The sequence below is a fragment of the Streptomyces sp. NPDC085927 genome, from assembly GCF_044540975.1.
GTDB lineage: Bacteria > Actinomycetota > Actinomycetes > Streptomycetales > Streptomycetaceae > Streptomyces > Streptomyces hirsutus.
The window spans coordinates 253,076-269,395 of the sequence record NZ_JBITSN010000006.1; the positions used below are offsets into that span (position 1 = coordinate 253,076).

11 protein-coding genes are annotated in these 16,320 nt (G+C 69.6%); 3 read left to right on the top strand and 8 right to left on the bottom strand.

Annotation, left to right across the window (positions count from 1 at the left end):
- Positions 1-90: 90 nt before the first annotated feature.
- A complete protein-coding gene (clpB, locus tag ACIF80_RS18415; protein ID WP_399805725.1) occupies positions 91-2,688 on the bottom strand; it encodes an ATP-dependent chaperone ClpB in 2,598 nt (865 codons plus the stop codon).
- Between the two features lie 668 nt (positions 2,689-3,356).
- Complete coding sequence (locus ACIF80_RS18420) at positions 3,357-3,692, bottom strand: hypothetical protein (RefSeq protein ID WP_399805726.1); 336 nt, start codon at positions 3,690-3,692, stop codon at positions 3,357-3,359.
- Positions 3,693-4,048: 356 nt separating this feature from the next.
- Here ACIF80_RS18420 and ACIF80_RS18425 point away from each other — a divergent pair, with 356 nt between their 5' ends.
- Together ACIF80_RS18425 and ACIF80_RS18430 are read left to right on the top strand one after the other, a co-directional pair.
- Positions 4,049-5,026, top strand: a complete 978-nt coding sequence (locus ACIF80_RS18425) for a helix-turn-helix transcriptional regulator (protein ID WP_399805728.1) — start codon at positions 4,049-4,051, stop codon at positions 5,024-5,026.
- 24 nt (positions 5,027-5,050) lie between these two features.
- A complete protein-coding gene (locus ACIF80_RS18430; RefSeq protein WP_399805730.1) occupies positions 5,051-6,028 on the top strand; it encodes a LuxR C-terminal-related transcriptional regulator in 978 nt (325 codons plus the stop codon).
- Here the strand turns inward: ACIF80_RS18430 and ACIF80_RS18435 are convergent.
- The 6 genes from ACIF80_RS18435 to dnaK all read right to left on the bottom strand — a co-directional run bounded on the left by ACIF80_RS18435 (position 5,991) and on the right by dnaK (position 13,208).
- A complete protein-coding gene (locus ACIF80_RS18435) occupies positions 5,991-7,043 on the bottom strand; it encodes a LuxR C-terminal-related transcriptional regulator (protein WP_399805732.1) in 1,053 nt (350 codons plus the stop codon). The two genes, ACIF80_RS18430 and ACIF80_RS18435, sit on opposite strands and share 38 nt — an antisense overlap.
- Before the next feature lie 356 nt (positions 7,044-7,399).
- Positions 7,400-8,506 carry a sugar ABC transporter substrate-binding protein gene (locus ACIF80_RS18440; RefSeq protein ID WP_399805734.1) on the bottom strand — a complete coding sequence of 369 codons (1,107 nt, stop codon included), beginning with the start codon at positions 8,504-8,506 and terminating at the stop codon, positions 7,400-7,402.
- Positions 8,507-8,950: 444 nt separating this feature from the next.
- Positions 8,951-9,403, bottom strand: a complete 453-nt coding sequence (locus ACIF80_RS18445; protein WP_399805736.1) for a heat shock protein transcriptional repressor HspR — start codon at positions 9,401-9,403, stop codon at positions 8,951-8,953.
- A 5-nt stretch (positions 9,404-9,408) separates the two neighbouring features.
- The gene (gene dnaJ, locus ACIF80_RS18450; protein ID WP_399805738.1) at positions 9,409-10,599 is read right to left on the bottom strand and encodes a molecular chaperone DnaJ; all 1,191 of its coding nucleotides are present in this window, start codon (positions 10,597-10,599) and stop codon (positions 9,409-9,411) included.
- 90 nt (positions 10,600-10,689) lie between these two features.
- Positions 10,690-11,364 carry a nucleotide exchange factor GrpE gene (gene grpE, locus ACIF80_RS18455; RefSeq protein WP_399805740.1) on the bottom strand — a complete coding sequence of 225 codons (675 nt, stop codon included), beginning with the start codon at positions 11,362-11,364 and terminating at the stop codon, positions 10,690-10,692.
- Positions 11,361-13,208: a molecular chaperone DnaK gene (dnaK, locus tag ACIF80_RS18460; protein WP_399805741.1), complete on the bottom strand. Its 1,848-nt coding sequence runs from the start codon at positions 13,206-13,208 to the stop codon at positions 11,361-11,363. Before dnaK ends, grpE begins: the two co-directional genes overlap by 4 nt.
- 605 nt (positions 13,209-13,813) lie before the next feature.
- On the opposite strand from dnaK, the gene ACIF80_RS18465 reads away from it, so the two are divergent.
- Positions 13,814-16,120: a heterodisulfide reductase-related iron-sulfur binding cluster gene (locus ACIF80_RS18465; protein ID WP_399805743.1), complete on the top strand. Its 2,307-nt coding sequence runs from the start codon at positions 13,814-13,816 to the stop codon at positions 16,118-16,120.
- Positions 16,121-16,320 lie beyond the last annotated feature (200 nt).

Consider the following 16,320-nt stretch of genomic DNA (forward strand, 5'->3'; position numbering starts at 1 on the left):
CGGGCAACCTGCCAGGCCGAGGGGTCTCCCCACGTGCCGGTCTCCATGATCACATTTCGATGACCATGGAGACCGTACCCCTGAGGGGTATTACAGCGTCTTGCCCGTGGCCGGGCCCACCAGGAGGCCCTCGCCGGCGCGGTCCACGCGGACCGTGTCCCCGTCCTTGATCTCTCCGGACAGGATCTCCTTGGCGAGCCGGTCGCCGATGGCGGTCTGCACCAGGCGGCGCAGCGGGCGGGCGCCGTAGGCCGGGTCCATGCCCTCCTCCGCCAGCCAGGCCAGCGCCTCGGGAGTGATGTCCAGGCTGAGCCGGCGTTCGGCCAGGCGCCGGCCCAGCCGGTCGAGCTGCAGTGCGGCGATGCGCTCCAGCTCGGGCTTGGTCAGCGCCGAGAAGACGACCAGGTCGTCGAGCCGGTTGATGAACTCCGGCTTGAAGGAGGTCCGGACCACTTCCAGGACCTGTTCCTTCTTCTGCTCCTCGGTGGTCAGCGGGTCGACCAGGTACTGGCTGCCCAGGTTGGACGTCAGCACCAGGATCGTGTTGCGGAAGTCGACCGTGCGGCCCTGGCCGTCGGTGAGCCGGCCGTCGTCGAGGACCTGGAGCAGGATGTCGAAGACCTCGGGGTGGGCCTTCTCCACCTCGTCGAGGAGCACCACGCTGTACGGGCGGCGGCGCACGGACTCGGTGAGCTGGCCGCCCTCCTCGTACCCGACGTAGCCGGGCGGGGCGCCGACCAGGCGGGCCACGCTGTGCTTCTCGCTGTACTCCGACATGTCGATGCGGACCATCGCCCGCTCGTCGTCGAAGAGGAAGTCGGCGAGCGCCTTGGCCAGTTCGGTCTTGCCGACGCCGGTGGGGCCGAGGAAGAGGAAGGAGCCGGTGGGGCGGTCCGGGTCCGCGATTCCGGCGCGGCTGCGGCGTACGGCGTCCGACACCGCCCGTACGGCCTCGCCCTGGCCGATGAGCCGCTTGCCCAGCTCGTCCTCCATGCGCAGCAGCTTCTGCGTCTCGCCCTCCAGCAGGCGGCCGGCGGGGATGCCGGTCCAGGAGGCGACGACGTCCGCGATGTCGTCGGAGCCGACCTCCTCCTTGACCATGGTGTCCTTGGCGACCTCCTCCTCGGCCTCGGAGGCGGCCTCCAGGTCGCGTTCCAGGCCGGGGATCTCGCCGTAGAGCAGCTTGGAGGCGGTGTCGAAGTCGCCCTCGCGCTGGGCGCGTTCGGCCTGGCCGCGCAGGTCGTCGAGCTTCTCCTTCAGCTCGCCGACCCGGTTCAGGGACTGCTTCTCCTTCTCCCAGCGGGCGTTGAGGCCGCGCAGCTCCTCCTCCTTGTCGGCGAGGTCGCGGCGCAGCTTCTCCAGGCGTTCGAGGGAGGCGGCGTCGGTCTCCTTGCCGATCGCCAGTTCCTCCATCTTCAACCGGTCCACCGAGCGCTGGAGTTCGTCGATCTCGACGGGCGAGGAGTCGATCTCCATGCGGAGCCGGGAAGCCGCCTCGTCGACCAGGTCGATGGCCTTGTCGGGCAGGAAGCGGGAGGTGATGTAGCGGTCCGAGAGGGTCGCCGCCGCCACCAGCGCGCTGTCGGCGATCTGCACCTTGTGGTGCGCCTCGTAGCGGCCCTTCAGGCCGCGCAGGATGGCGATGGAGTCCTCGACCGACGGCTCGGCGACCAGCACCTGCTGGAAGCGCCGCTCCAGCGCCGGGTCCTTCTCGATCCGCTCGCGGTACTCGTCGAGGGTGGTGGCGCCGACCATGCGCAGCTCACCGCGGGCGAGCATCGGCTTGAGCATGTTGCCGGCGTCCATGGCGGAGTCGCCGCCGGCACCGGCGCCGACGACCGTGTGCAGCTCGTCGATGAAGGTGATGATCTGCCCGTCGGAGTCCTTGATCTCGGCGAGGACGGTCTTCAGCCGCTCCTCGAACTCGCCGCGGTACTTGGCCCCGGCGATCATCGCCCCCAGGTCGAGCGCGACCAGCCGCTTGTCCTTCAGTGACTCGGGCACGTCCCCCTTGACGATCCGCTGGGCGAGCCCCTCGACGACGGCGGTCTTGCCGACGCCGGGCTCGCCGATGAGCACGGGGTTGTTCTTGGTGCGGCGGGACAGCACCTGCACGACCCGCCGGATCTCCTGGTCCCGGCCGATCACCGGGTCGAGCCTGCCCTCGCGGGCGGCGTCGGTGAGGTCGGTCCCGAACTTCTCCAGGGCCTTGTACTGACCCTCAGGGTCGGCCGTCGTCACCCGACGGGCTCCTCTCGTCTGCTGGAAGGCTGCCTGCAGCTTCTTCGCGGTGGCGCCCTGCCCGGCCAGCACCTCGCCGGCCGCGCCGCCCTTCGCGGCGATACCCAGGAGCAGGTGCTCGGTGGAAAGGTAATCGTCGCCCAGGTCACGGGCGCGGGACTGGGCGTCCGCGATGACGGCGAGCAGCTCACGGTTGGGCTGAGGCGGGGCGACGGTGGACCCGGTGACGCTCGGCAGCCCGGCGAGGACGCGCTCGGCCCCGGCGCGTACGGCGGCCTGGTCGGCGTCGACCGCGGCGAGCAGGTCGGTGATGTTCTCGTTGTCCTGCCCTTCGAGCAGGGCGAGCAGCAGGTGGGCGGGGGTGAGGTCGGGGTGTCCCCCGGTCAGGGCCCGATTGCCGGCTGCGTTGATCGCGTCCCGGCTCCGGTTGGTCAGCTCGGCGTCCACGTTCGCGTTCTCCTCCTTGCGACGACCGTTCAGCGGCCTTCATGGCTGACATCGACTTGGCTGACTCGGTCAGCGTACACAAACTTGAGTCTATTCCACTCAAGGTGAGGACGGGAGGGCCGGGATGGTCGAGTTCCCGGGCATTCCGGCTTCAGGCGCGACCACCGGCCGTGCACATCGGCCATGCACATCGGCCACGAGCACGCACACAGACGGCGACGACGGAACACGGCGGGCGCCACGGCACGAGGCGGACGCGGAGGAGCGGTGCGGGGCGAGGACGCGAGGCGGACGCGAGGACGCGGGGGGGCGCGCGCAGGGGACGACGACGCCGGCCGCGGGTGACACTGAGGGGCGGCGGCGCGGCGCGCGGGCCGGGGCACGCGGCGAAGGCGCGGCCGGGGCGCCACGGGCGGGCGCCGCCGGTACCGGATCCGGCGCGGGGGATCATGGCGACCACGCTCGTACACGCGAGGAGGCAGGGGTGGGCCGACGGTGAGGCAGCGGTGAAGATTCGTACCGTCCGACGACCGGTTCCGGCCATCGACCGATCCCGGCCATACCCGGAAATGTCTCCGAAAACTGCAGTGGCGTCACCGTGTTCAGGTCACGGTGACGCCACTGCCGGGGGAAGTACCTGCGCGATCTTTTACGACGGGGGAATCGCGTCAGGCACTGCGGGGGGTGGCCGAGATGGTCCGGGGAGCGAGAGAGTCGGACTCCACCTGCTCATGGTCCCGTTGATCCAGGTTCACAAAGATCATTCCGTACCGGATGGCACACCGCACCGGTTGCGGCGCCCCGCGGGGCCGCCGCAGACACCGGTACGCCCGTACGTCCTGGTCCTCGTCGCGCGTGACGACGACCGGTTCACCGAACACGGTCACCATCAGGGAGTCACCGCTGTGGGGGATGGCGGTGACCAGGTCGATGAAGTGCCAGCCGGACCGGTAGGCGGTGGCCATCTCGCGGCGGAAGGATCGGTCGTCGGGAGGCGTGGTCATCACTCAGTCCAACTGCTGTCGGCCGCACCTACGGAGTTGGCGCCCACCACCGGTCCCCAGCTGCTGTCCAGGGCTACGGAGTTGGCGCCCACCACTGGCCCCCAGCTACTGTCCGCCCGGACGTCACCCTTCGTGCCGGCCAAGCCACTCAGCGCCCCGAAGGCCATGACGGCGGAGAATGCGGCAACAAGCACCGAGCGAAGCGTTCTCTTGCGCATAGTCGGCTTCGTCCTCACTCGAAGATCACCCTTTTCCCCCGTCACGTACGACGATGGCTCATTCGGGCACGTCGTGGCCACACAATCGGTGCATCATGTTCCTGCATGTTCAGGACCCTGGGGGGTGGAGATTTAACAATGAATCGGACTAATGGTACGCATCCCCATGCGGTCACCGAACTGTGCGAGGCCGGCAGCCGTCTCTATGCCGACGCCCTGCGCGCGGGCCGCATCGCCCGCACGGACGTGGAGCCCGCTCCCTGCCTGATGGAGCTCGCCCTGCTGCACCCCGACCCGGACGACCCCACCTGGCTGCGCCCCCTCTCCCCGGCGGTGGCTCTGGCCCACCGGCTCAACCCGCTGGAACGGGAGATCACCGAGCGCAGGCGGATGTCGATCGAACTGGCCGACGCCTTCGAACCGTTCATGGCCCTCAGCGCCCAGACGACGATGACCACCCACTCGATCACGGTGCTGGAGGGCTTCGACCGGATCAACGCCGCCCTCGATCTGGCCACCGCGCAGTGCCGGTCCGAGATGCTCACCGTCCAGCCGGGCGGCCGTCGGCTGGAACACACCCTCGCCCAGGGGCTGGAGCGCGACCAGCAGCTGACCGAGCGGGGGGTGCGCATCCGGACCCTCTACCAGCACACCGCCCGCCACAGTCCCGAGACGCTGGCGTACGTGGCACGGTTCGACACCAGCAGGGTGGAGTACCGCACCATCGACGAGCTCGTGGAGCGGCTCGTCATCTGCGACGAGACCGTGGCCTTCATTCCCACCCGTGACGACCGTCAGGTCGCCCTGGAACTGCGCCACCCCGGCCTCGTCCGCTACCTGATCAAGGTCTTCGAGTTCATGTGGACCCGCGCGGTCCCCCTGAGCATGGGAGCCCCGTACGAACCGGCCTCGGACGGCCTCACGGACATCCAGCACTCCATCGCCAAGCTCCTCGTGGAGGGCCACGTCGACGAGGCCATCGCCCGGCGCCTGGGCATGAACGTCCGCACCTGCCGCGCCCACATAGCCAAGCTGGCCTCCGCCCTCGGCAGTGGCAGCCGCGCCCAACTGGGTTACCTTATCGCCCAGTCGGGGATCCTCGAACAGGAGAACTGAGCACTGGGGATGAGCGAGCCACGCATGTACGGGAACGCACACGACGACGCGCCGGCGGAGCCGTGCGAGGGGGACCTGGACCTGTACACCCGTGCACTGCGCCAGGGGAACGTACCCGCCGACGGGGCCGACAAGGCGGCGCACCTCGCCGACCTCGGCCTCCTGACCCCCGCCCTCGACGACCCGAGCCAGTGGGAGCCCGTCGCGCCGCACATCGTCCTGCACCGGCTTCTGCGGGCCTCGGCGGACCGGATCGCCGGGGAACGGCAACGGGAGGCACAGCTGGTCGAGGCGTTCGAACCGCTGATGCGGGCGGGACGGGACGACAGCGTCTCGACGACACCCCTGCTCACGCTCCACAGCGACAAGGAACGCATCAGCGGGGTCATCAACGAGGCAATGGCCGACGCCAGTGAACTCCTGGCCGTCCAACCGCACAACAGCTACAGACACCCCAAGCCGGACTTCCACGAGGCCGCGATCCGGCGCGACCAGGCCCTGCTCGGCCGCGGTGGCCGCATCCGCGCCCTCTACCAGCACACCCTGCGCCACTTGCCCTCGCTCGCCGCCCGCTACGAACGGCTGACGGGCGACGTCGAGGCCCGGACGCTGGACGAGATCACCGAACGCCTCATCGTCGTCGACCGCGCCGTCGCGTTCGTCCCCGCCGACGCCGACCGCACCTCGGCGCTGGAGGTCCGCCACCCGGCGCTCGTGGGGTACCTCGCCACCACCTTCGACCGCCTCTGGCGGCTCGCCACACCGATGTACCCCCAGGCGGTCCGCCGGCCCACGCTGAACGGCGTCACGCCCCGCCAGCGCGCCATCGCCCGCCTCCTCGTCGAAGGCCACACCGACGCCGTCATAGCCGACCGCCTCGGCATGAACGTCCGCACCGCTCGCGTGCACATCGCCAAGATCGCCGCGACCCTGGGCAGCGGGAGCCGGGCTCAGCTCGGTTACCTCATCGGGCAGTCCGGGATTCTCGACCAGGAACCGTGACGGAGGCGGAGGCCGCTCGCGGCGGGCCGTCCAGGCCGGCCTGGGCGATACGCACACCGAGTTGGGTACGACTGGCCGCGCCCAGCGTCTCCGACAGCCGGGCGATGTGAGCCCGGCAGGTGCGCACACTGATGCCGAGGCGCTCCGCTATCACCGCATCCTGGTGGCCCTCCGCGAGCAGCGCCGCGATGGACCGCTCCCGGTGCGAGATGCCCTCGATGCCGGTGTCGGGGAGCGGGGCGGCCAGCGGGAGGGCGAGCCGCCACAGCCGCTCGAAGACCGTGCTCAGGTATTCCACCAGCGCCGGGTGCCGCAGTTCCAGTGCCATCGAGCGCTCGGCGTTGGCGGGGATGAAGGCGACCGTGCGGTCGAAGAGGATCAGCCGCTCGGTCACCTCGTCCAGCGTCCGCGCCTCCACCGCGTCGCCCATCAGCTCCAGGTACGTGTACAGCCCCTGGCCGTGCCGGGCCACATGCGTGTAGAGGTCCCGCATCCGCACCCCGCGCCCGCGCAGCGCCGTCGCCCGGTGCAGGCCCTCCGACAGCTCCGCCTCGCGCCGGATGCCGCCGGGCTGGACCGTGAGCACCTCCGTGGTGCACGCCTGCGTCGCCTCGTCCATCGCGGCCTGGATACGGGCCACCCCGTCCAGCACCCGGATCGCCGGGCCCTCCCCGGCCGAGGCGGCGAAGGCCTGCGGTGACTGCGTCCCGCGGCCGAGGCCGGCGTACCACTCGAAGGCCTCGACGGCCGAACCCACCCGGCGCTGGCTCGCGCTGACCTCGTCGTACATCCCGCGCAGCAGCCGGGTCATGACCTCCTGCGGGGCGGTCGGCACCAGCCAGTCCATGTCGTCGGGGTCCGGGTGCAGCAGGGCCAGGTCCAGCAGACAGGGCACCGGCTCCGCGTCCCGGCGCGGCACCCGTCCGCGCCGCACGGCCCGGGAATACACGCGATCCCCGATGTCGCACAGTCGGTCAGCACCGTGTGGATGCTCGTCCGTCCCGCGCCCGGCCATTGCCCGTCCCACCCCCGGTTCAGCCACTTTCCGATGCGCAACTATGCGCGGACACACCCGGCTCCGCAACACGGCTCCCGTCGGCACGATCGCCGGAAACCACTGGTATGACCGTCTATACCCCTGCCCCGCCTCGCCACATTGCAACAAACCGGCGGCGGTCGGCCCCACATGAGCGCGTGAGGGCGGCGGGGTGCGGGGCGAGGGGCGAGGGCGCGGGGCGTGTGCGGGAGGGAACAACACTGCCGGGGAGCGCGGCTGTCCGCGCTCCCCGGCAGGGTGGTCGACGGGGCGGTCGACGCGGTCCGGCGGCCGAAGACCCGCCGTCGGGCGGGTCTTCGGCCGCCGGACGGGCCTTACTTCAGTCCGGCCTTGTCGCACGCCTCCTTGTAGGGGGCCGTGCAGATGTCCGACAGCTTGTAGATCCCGTCGGCGACGACCGTGTCCGCGATGTTCTCCTTGGTCAGGGCGACCACGGGCACGAGCTGCGCCGGAATGTCCTTGTCGGTGGGGCTGTCGACGCGCTCGCTGGTCAGCGCGTCGAACTGGATGTCCTTGCCCTGGACCCGCGCCACCGCGATCTCCGCGGCGTTGTCCGCCTCGGTCGGGTAGGACTTGTAGACGCTCATGAACTGCTCGCCCACGAGGATCCGCTGCACCCCGGCGAGTTCGGCGTCCTGGCCGGTGATCGGGGGCATCTCGGTCACCCCGGCGGCCTTCAGCGCCTTGATGATGCCGCCCGCCATGCCGTCGTTGGCGGAGTAGACCGCGGCGATGTTGCCGGCGCCGATCGCGGCGATCGCCTCGGCCATGTTGGCCTCGGCGTTCTCCGGCTTCCAGTCCTTGGTGTCGTAGGTCTTGGCGATGGTCACCGCGTCCTGGAGCTCGGACAGCGCCCCCGCCTTGAACTGCTTGGCGTTCGGGTCGGTCGGCGAGCCGTTCATCATGACGATCTTGCTGGTGACCCCGCCGTCACCGCCGAGCGCCTCCAGCAGGGAGCGGCCCTGGACCTCGCCGACCAGCTCGTTGTCGAAGGAGATGTACGCGTCGATCGGGCCCTCGGCCAGCCGGTCGTAGGCGATGACGGGGATGCCCGCGTCCTTGGCCTTCGTCACGTCCTCGGCGATGGCGTGCGCGTCGACCGCGTCCAGCACGATGACGTCGACCTCGTCCTCGATCATCTGCTGCATCTGGCTCGACTGCTTGCCCGCGTCCGCGTCGGCGTTGGCGTAGTCGACCTTGCCCTTGTCGTTGGTGAGCTCCTCCACCTTCTTCTTGAAGATGGGGTAGTCGAACTGCTCGTACCGGGTGTTGGCCGTCTCCGGCAGCAGGAGCCCGATGGTGACATCGTTCCCCTTGGTGGGGCTCGCTCCGTCGCTGCTCCCCGTCGCGTTGAGTGCGCCGCAACCGGCGAGCATGACGGACATCGAGGCGGCGGCGACTGATATGGCGATACGACGCATGCGAGGGCTCACTTCAGTACGTTTTTGGACGTGGGCACAACATTGCGGCCCATGTGACTGAAAAGCCAACGCTCCAGCGACCAGTGGCGTCAAGACCAACTACTTAACGAGATGAACACAGCACCGTGCGCTGAAGTCGTGTGGGCTCGGCGAAAGAATCGCACATATCTCCTACACACGCATACACGTGCTGCTCACAGCCGTGCGCAGGGCGTGCTCGGGGGCGTCCGGGGCTCCGGGTGACGTGCCGTCAACAGCCCGTACACGGGTGGGGCCCGGAGGTTCGCACGAACCTCCGGGCCCCACCCGGTACTTCACTTTTGCGCCAAACGGAACTTCTCCGTCAGGCCGCAGCCTTCCCACTGAGCCGCTTCCGTCACACCGCCGCCGCCCCGGACCGGCGCTTTCGCGCCGGCCGACGACGACCGGACCGGGTGCCGGCCGTCAGTCGGTCTGCTGCTGGCGCTTGGGCCGCCACACCACCAGCGCGCTGGTCTGCTGGACCTCCTGGTACGGCACCAGGTCCCGGCGGTACGACGCGTGCACCGCCGCCTCACGCTGACGCATGGTCGCGGCCACGCCGTCCAGGGTCCCCTCCAGCTCCGCCACCCGGGCTTGGAGCGCGGCGACCTGGTTCTCCAGTTCGATGATGCGCTTGATGCCGGCCAGGTTGATGCCCTCGGTCTGCGACAGCTGCTGCACCTGACGGAGCAGCTCGATGTCACGGGCCGAGTAGCGGCGGCCCCGGCCCGCGGTGCGGTCCGGCGAGACGAGCCCCAGGCGGTCGTACTGACGCAGCGTCTGCGGATGCAGCCCGGAGAGCTGGGCCGCCACCGAAATGACATAGACCGGAGTGTCCTGCGTCAGTTCGTACGGATTGCGTCGACGACCGTCCATCGCCCTCAAGCTCCCTTCGCGGCCTGGAACAGCTCCGCCCGCGGATCGTCGTCCGCGGTCGCCTCGCGATACGCCTCCAGTGCGTCACGAGCCTTCCCCGGCAGGTCCTTGGGAACACTCACCTCGACGGTGACCAGCAGATCACCGCGCGAGCCGTCCTTGCGGACCGCTCCCTTGCCGCGGGCCCGCATGGTCCGCCCGTTGGGTGTCCCCGGGGGCAGCTTCAGCGTGACCGGCGGACCGCCGAGCGTCGGGACGCGGATCTCGCCGCCGAGCGCCGCCTCCGGGTAGGTGACCGGGACGGTGACGGTGAGGTTGTCGTCCTTGCGGCCGAACACCGGGTGGCTGCCGACGTGCACGACCACGTAGAGGTCGCCCGCCGGGCCGCCGCGTTCGCCCGGAGCGCCCTTGCCGCGCAGCCGGATCCGCTGGCCGTCGCTGACCCCCGCGGGGATGCGCACCTGCATCGTCCGCGAGGACTTGGCCCGGCCGCTGCCCTTGCAGATGTCGCAGGGGTTCTCCGCGATCAGGCCGCGGCCCTTGCAGTCGGGGCACGGGTCGGTGAGCGAGAAGCCGCCGCCGCTGCCCCGGGCGACCTGCCCGGTGCCGACGCAGGTCGGGCACACGCGCGGTGTGCCGTTCTTGTCGCCGGTGCCCGAACAGGCCTTGCAGGCCTGCTGGGAGGACATCCGCAGCGGGACCGTCGCCCCCTCGATCGCCTCGGTGAAGCTCAGGGTGACCTCGGACTCGATGTCCTGGCCGCGCCGGGGCTGGGTACGCGTGGTGCCCGTGCCGCCGCGGTTGAACAGTCCGCCGAAGACGTCGCCGATCCCGCCGCCGAAGCCACCGGCACCGGCCTGGCCGCCCTGACCGCCGCCCTGGCCCCCGAAGAGGTCACCCAGGTCGAAGTTGAACGACCCGGCACCGCCCGCTCCCGGCCCCGCGCGGAAACCGCCGCTGCCGAAGAGCGAGCGGGCCTCGTCGTACTCCTTGCGCTTCTTGGGGTCGCCGAGGACGTCGTTCGCCTCGGAGATCTCCTTGAACCGCTCCTCCGCCTTGGCGTTGCCCTTGTTGGCGTCCGGGTGGTACTCGCGGGCGAGCTTCCGGTACGCCTTCTTGATCTCGGCCTCGGTGGCGTCCTGGGGGACGCCGAGGACCTTGTAGTAGTCCTTCTCGATGAAGTCCTTGGTACTCATCCCCGACGTCCCTCCTCTCCTGCCCCGCCGGTCTTTCCTGACCTGCTCGTCCTGCCCGCCTTCGCCGGCGTGCGGACGCCGGCGAAGGCGTCAGCCCTCCTGAGGGCCACCTGTCTCCTTGTCGTCCGCCGCCGCCTCGGTGCTCTCCTCGGCCGGCTTGCCCGGCTGGGCACCCGGCTGCGGTTCCGCCACGGCCACCCGCGCGGGGCGGATGATGCGCTCGCCGATGCGGTACCCCGGCTGCAGTATCGCCACGCACGTCGTCTCGGTGACGTCCGGGGCGTAGGAGTGCATCAGGGCCTCGTGGATCGTCGGGTCGAAGGGCTCGCCCTCCTTGCCGAACAACTGCAGGCCCATCTTCGCCACGGTCGACTCCAGCGACTCGGCGACGGACTTGAACCCGCCGACCAGCTCGCCGTGCTCCCGCGCGCGGCCGATGTCGTCGAGCACGGGCAGGAGCTCGGTCATGAGGTTCACCGCGGCGACCTCCTTGACCGCGATCCGGTCGCGCTCGACCCGGCGGCGGTAGTTCTGGTACTCGGCCTGGAGCCGCTGGAGGTCCGCGGTGCGCTCACCGAGCGCCGTACGCACCTGGTCCAGCTGAGCCACCAGCCCGGCGTCGGGACCCGAGTCCCCGGCCGGGGCCGCCTCCTCCTCCGCGGAGGGGGTGGCGGCCTTCGGCTCGGCCTCGTCGGCCGGAACGCCTGAGGAGGGGACGTCGGGCTGCTGCGACTGCTCGTCGAAGCCCGGGGTCTCCTCGGTCACGCCGCACCGTCCTTACGTTCGTCGTCCACGATCTCGGCGTCGACCACGTCGTCGTCCGCCTTGGCCTCACCGGCACCGGCTCCGGCGCCGCCGCCCGCGGCCTGGGAGGCCTGCGCGTCGGCGTACATGGCCTGGCCCAGCTTCTGGGAGACGGCCGCGACCTTCTCGGTGGCGGTGCGGATCTCGGCGGTGTCCTCGCCCTTGAGCTTTTCCTTCAGCTCGGCGACGGCGGCCTCGACCTCGGTCTTGATCTCGCCCGGGACCTTGTCCTCGTTGTCCGCGAGGAACTTCTCGGTCTGGTAGACGAGCTGCTCGCCCTGGTTGCGGGACTCGGCGGCCTCGCGGCGCTGGTGGTCCTCCTCCGCGTACCGCTCGGCCTCCTCACGCATGCGGTCGACTTCGTCCTTCGGGAGCGAGGAGCCGCCGGTGACGGTCATCTTCTGCTCCTTGCCGGTGCCGAGGTCCTTCGCCGTGACGTGCATGATGCCGTTGGCGTCGATGTCGAAGGAGACCTCGATCTGCGGGACGCCGCGCGGCGCCGGCGGCAGACCGGTCAGCTCGAACATGCCGAGCTTCTTGTTGTACGCCGCGATCTCGCGCTCGCCCTGGTAGACCTGGATCTGCACCGACGGCTGGTTGTCCTCGGCCGTGGTGAAGATCTCGGAGCGCTTCGTCGGGATCGTGGTGTTGCGCTCGATCAGCTTGGTCATGATGCCGCCCTTGGTCTCGATACCGAGGGACAGCGGGGTGACGTCGAGCAGCAGGACGTCCTTGACCTCGCCCTTGAGGACACCGGCCTGGAGCGCGGCGCCGATCGAGACGACCTCGTCCGGGTTCACACCCTTGTTGGCCTCCTTGCCGCCGGTCATCTCCTTGACGAGCTCGGCGACGGCGGGCATACGGGTGGAGCCACCGACCAGAACGACGTGGTCGATCTCGGACAGTGCGATGCCGGCGTCCTTGACGACGTTGTTGAACGGCGTCTTGCAGCGCTCCAGCAGGTCCGCGGTCAGCTGCTGGAACTGGGCGCGGGTCAGCTTCTCGTCGAGGTGCAGGGGACCCTCGGCGGAGGCGGTGATGTAGGGCAGGTTGATCGTGGTCTCGGTGGACGAGGACAGCTCGATCTTGGCCTTCTCGGCGGCCTCACGGAGGCGCTGGAGCGCCATCTTGTCCTTGCCCAGGTCCACGCCGTGCCCGGACTGGAACTGCTTGACCAGGTAGTCGACGACGCGCTGGTCCCAGTCGTCACCACCGAGGTTGTTGTCACCGTTGGTGGCCTTCACCTCGACGACGCCGTCGCCGATCTCCAGCAGCGAGACGTCGAACGTACCGCCACCGAGGTCGAAGACCAGGATGACCTGCTCGTCCTTGTCGAGGCCGTACGCCAGGGCGGCGGCCGTCGGCTCGTTGACGATGCGCAGCACGTTCAGGCCGGCGATCTCGCCGGCCTCCTTGGTCGCCTGGCGCTCCGCGTCGTTGAAGTACGCCGGGACGGTGATGACCGCGTCGGTCACCTTCTCGCCCAGGTACGCCTCGGCGTCCCGCTTCAGCTTCTGGAGCACGAAGGCGCTCATCTGCTGCGGGTTGAAGTCCTTGCCGTCCAGGTTGATCTTCCAGTCGGTGCCCATGTGGCGCTTGACCGACCGGATGGTCCTGTCGACGTTGGTCACGGCCTGCCGCTTGGCCACCTCACCGACCAGCACCTCGCCGTTCTTCGCGAAGGCGACGACGGAAGGCGTGGTCCTGGCGCCCTCGGCGTTGGTGATGACGGTGGGCTCGCCGCCCTCCAGAACGCTGACGACGGAGTTAGTCGTGCCCAGGTCGATGCCGACCGCACGTGCCATTTCGATTCCTCCAGCTGACTTGAGTGGAACAGACTCAAGCATGCCTGACGTCCGGCGCCGGGTCAACAGAGCTGAGTCGGACAGACTCAAGTCTTATCCGTTCCTTACGCGCAACCAGGCGCTGAACTGCGATTTCGCGCGAGAGCGAGGCGGGAGTCACCCACCGGGAGCGGGCCACCGGCGGCGCCGACGGCGACCCGCGATGAGGCCGCGGTAAGGCCACGGCGGGGTCGCGACCCCCTCGGCGGCCGGGGCGGCCACAGCGGACGGCGGCGGGCGGAAACCTCGCGCGAGAACACGGAGGCACCGCGCCGAGGTGCCCGCGGGCCGCCGGGACGGCGGTATCAGGACGGCGGCCTGCGGATACAAGTGTGCGCCACGGATATAAGTTAGTGACGTATGCCCCGCTTTGATGGCCGTCACGCGGCCGCACCCGGAGCGTCTCCCAAGGCAAGCCTCAGCGATTCAGATCACCCCGCACCCGACTACAGTGCGGCTGGGGTTAGGGGTAGTCTCAGACGGACTGCATAAGTTACCGCTTAGTAATGTCGGGTATCCCGTGGCAGGAGCCCCCGACGAAACCCTCGCAGGCCCGAGGAGCCCCCATGCAACTCGCCGCGATCATCGTGTCGCTGGTCCTGGCCGTGGTCGGCGCTGCCCTGCTCGCGCGCGCGATCGGCCAGTTCGTCCGGTATTTCAAGCTGGGCCAGCCGGTTCCGGCCGGCACCCGGACCGACAATCCCTACCAGCGCAGTGTGACCCTGGTGCGGGAGTTCCTCGGCCACACGCGCATGAACAAGTGGGGCGTCGTCGGCATCGCCCACTGGTTCGTGGCCGTCGGCTTCCTGACGCTGCCGCCGACCCTCGCCCAGGCGTTCGGCCAGCTCTTCCAGGCCGACTGGGTGCTGCCGGTCATCGGCGGCTTCCTGCCGTTCGAGATGTACATCGAGTTCATCGGCGTGATGACCGTGCTCGGCATCGCCGTGCTCATCGCCATCCGTCTGCTGAACCTGCCGTCGCGTCCGGGCCGCAAGTCCCGCTTCGCCGGCTCCAAGTCGGGTCAGGCGTACTTCGTCGAGTACGTCATCCTCACCATCGGCCTCGCCATCTACGTACTGCGCGGCCTCGAGGGCGCCCTGCACCACGTGGACGGCTACCAGGCGGCGTACTTCGCCTCGTACCCGCTGGTGCTCGCCTTCGACAGCCTCGACGTCACCACGCTGCAGAACCTGGTCTACCTGGTCGCCATGATCAAGATCGGGACCTCGTTCGTGTGGATGATCGTGGTCTCGCTCAACACCAACATGGGTGTGGCCTGGCACCGCTTCCTCGCCTTCCCGAACATCTGGTTCAAGCGCGAGGCCGACGGCGACGTCGCCCTCGGCGCCCTGCAGCCGATGACGTCGGGCGGCAGGCCGATCGACTTCACCGACCCCGGTGACGACGATGTCTTCGGCGTCTCCCAGGTCGAGCAGTTCTCCTGGAAGGGCCTGCTGGACTTCTCCACCTGCACCGAGTGCGGGCGCTGCCAGTCGCAGTGCCCCGCCTGGAACACCGGCAAGCCGCTCTCCCCCAAGCTGCTGATCATGTCGCTGCGCGACCACGCGCACGCCAAGGCCCCGTACCTGCTGGCCGGCGGCGGCAAGAGCATGGAGGGCGAGGAGAAGGCCTCGGCCGAGGCTCTGAAGGACGTGCCCGCCGCCGCGCTGGCCGAGGCCGAGCGCCCGCTGATCGGCACCCTGGAAGAGAACGGCGTCATCGACCCGGACGTCCTGTGGTCCTGCACCACCTGCGGCGCCTGCGTCGAGCAGTGCCCGGTCGACATCGAGCACGTCGACCACATCGTCGACATGCGCCGCTACCAGGTGATGATCGAGAGCTCCTTCCCGTCCGAGGCGGGCACGATGCTCAAGAACCTGGAGAAGAAGGGCAACCCCTGGGGCCTGGCCAAGAAGCAGCGCCTGGAGTGGACCAAGGAGGTCGACTTCGAGATCCCGGTCGTCGGCAGGGACATCGAGGACCTGTCCGAGGTCGAGTACCTGTACTGGGTGGGCTGCGCCGGCGCCCTCGAGGACCGCGCCAAGAAGACCACCAAGGCCTTCGCCGAGCTGCTGCACATCGCGGGCGTCAAGTTCGCGATCATGGGCGGCGACGAGAAGTGCACCGGTGACTCCGCCCGCCGCCTCGGCAACGAGCCCCTGTTCCAGGAGCTCGGCATGGACAACGTCATGTCACTGAACATGGCCTTCGGCGAGGAGACCGACGACGAGGGCAAGGTCACCGAGGAGACGCGGAAGCCCAAGTCGGCGAAGAAGATCGTCGCCACCTGCCCGCACTGCCTCAACACCCTCGGCAACGAGTACCCGCAGCTCGGCGGCGACTACGAGGTCATCCACCACACCCAGCTGCTCCAGCACCTCATCGACGAGGGCAAGCTGATCCCGGTCACCCCGGTCGAGGGCCTCATCACCTACCACGACCCGTGCTACCTGGGCCGGCACAACAAGATCTACACGCCTCCGCGCGAGATCATCGCCAACGTCCCGGGCCTGCGCAACGAGGAGATGCACCGCCACAAGGAGCGCGGCTTCTGCTGCGGCGCCGGCGGCGCGCGGATGTGGATGGAGGAGCGGATCGGCAAGCGCATCAACGACGAACGCGTCGACGAGGCCCTCGCCCTGAACCCCGACATCGTCTCCACCGCCTGCCCGTTCTGCCTGGTCATGCTGACCGACTCGGTCAACGGCAAGAAGGCCGCAGCCGAAAGCGGCTCCGCCGCGGGCGTCAAGCCCAAGGAGTCCATCCAGGTCGTCGACGTCGCCCAGCTCCTGCTGGAGTCCGTCAAGACGCCGCTCGACCCCGCCGGTGAGGCGGAGAGCGAGACCACCCCGGAGCCCGAGCCGGTGAAGTAACCGGCCCGCCCCTCCTCCAGCGCCCCGTCCCGGCTCCGGCCGGCGACGGGGCGCTGCCGTTCTCCCGGGCGTCCGTCCCGGGCACCGCCGCGCGGTACGGGACGACGGCCTCACGCCCGTCGGCGCCCGCCGGATCCGCCGCACATCCGTCCCCCACATTCGCCATGTCCACGTACAACCCTCCCCGCCCCTCGCCGGTC

Bases quoted from the DNA above. Each gene is read 5' to 3' on its own strand.
- ACIF80_RS18440 (WP_399805734.1), bottom strand. From the start codon at position 8,506: ATGCGTCGTATCGCCATATCAGTCGCCGCCGCCTCGATGTCCGTCATG.
- ACIF80_RS18420 (WP_399805726.1), bottom strand. From the start codon at position 3,692: ATGACCACGCCTCCCGACGACCGATCCTTCCGCCGCGAGATGGCCACC.
- dnaJ (WP_399805738.1), bottom strand. From the start codon at position 10,599: ATGAGTACCAAGGACTTCATCGAGAAGGACTACTACAAGGTCCTCGGC.
- ACIF80_RS18430 (WP_399805730.1), top strand. From the start codon at position 5,051: ATGTACGGGAACGCACACGACGACGCGCCGGCGGAGCCGTGCGAGGGG.
- ACIF80_RS18435 (WP_399805732.1), bottom strand. From the start codon at position 7,043: ATGGCCGGGCGCGGGACGGACGAGCATCCACACGGTGCTGACCGACTG.
- ACIF80_RS18445 (WP_399805736.1), bottom strand. From the start codon at position 9,403: ATGGACGGTCGTCGACGCAATCCGTACGAACTGACGCAGGACACTCCG.
- ACIF80_RS18465 (WP_399805743.1), top strand. From the start codon at position 13,814: ATGCAACTCGCCGCGATCATCGTGTCGCTGGTCCTGGCCGTGGTCGGC.
- dnaK (WP_399805741.1), bottom strand. From the start codon at position 13,208: ATGGCACGTGCGGTCGGCATCGACCTGGGCACGACTAACTCCGTCGTC.
- ACIF80_RS18425 (WP_399805728.1), top strand. From the start codon at position 4,049: ATGAATCGGACTAATGGTACGCATCCCCATGCGGTCACCGAACTGTGC.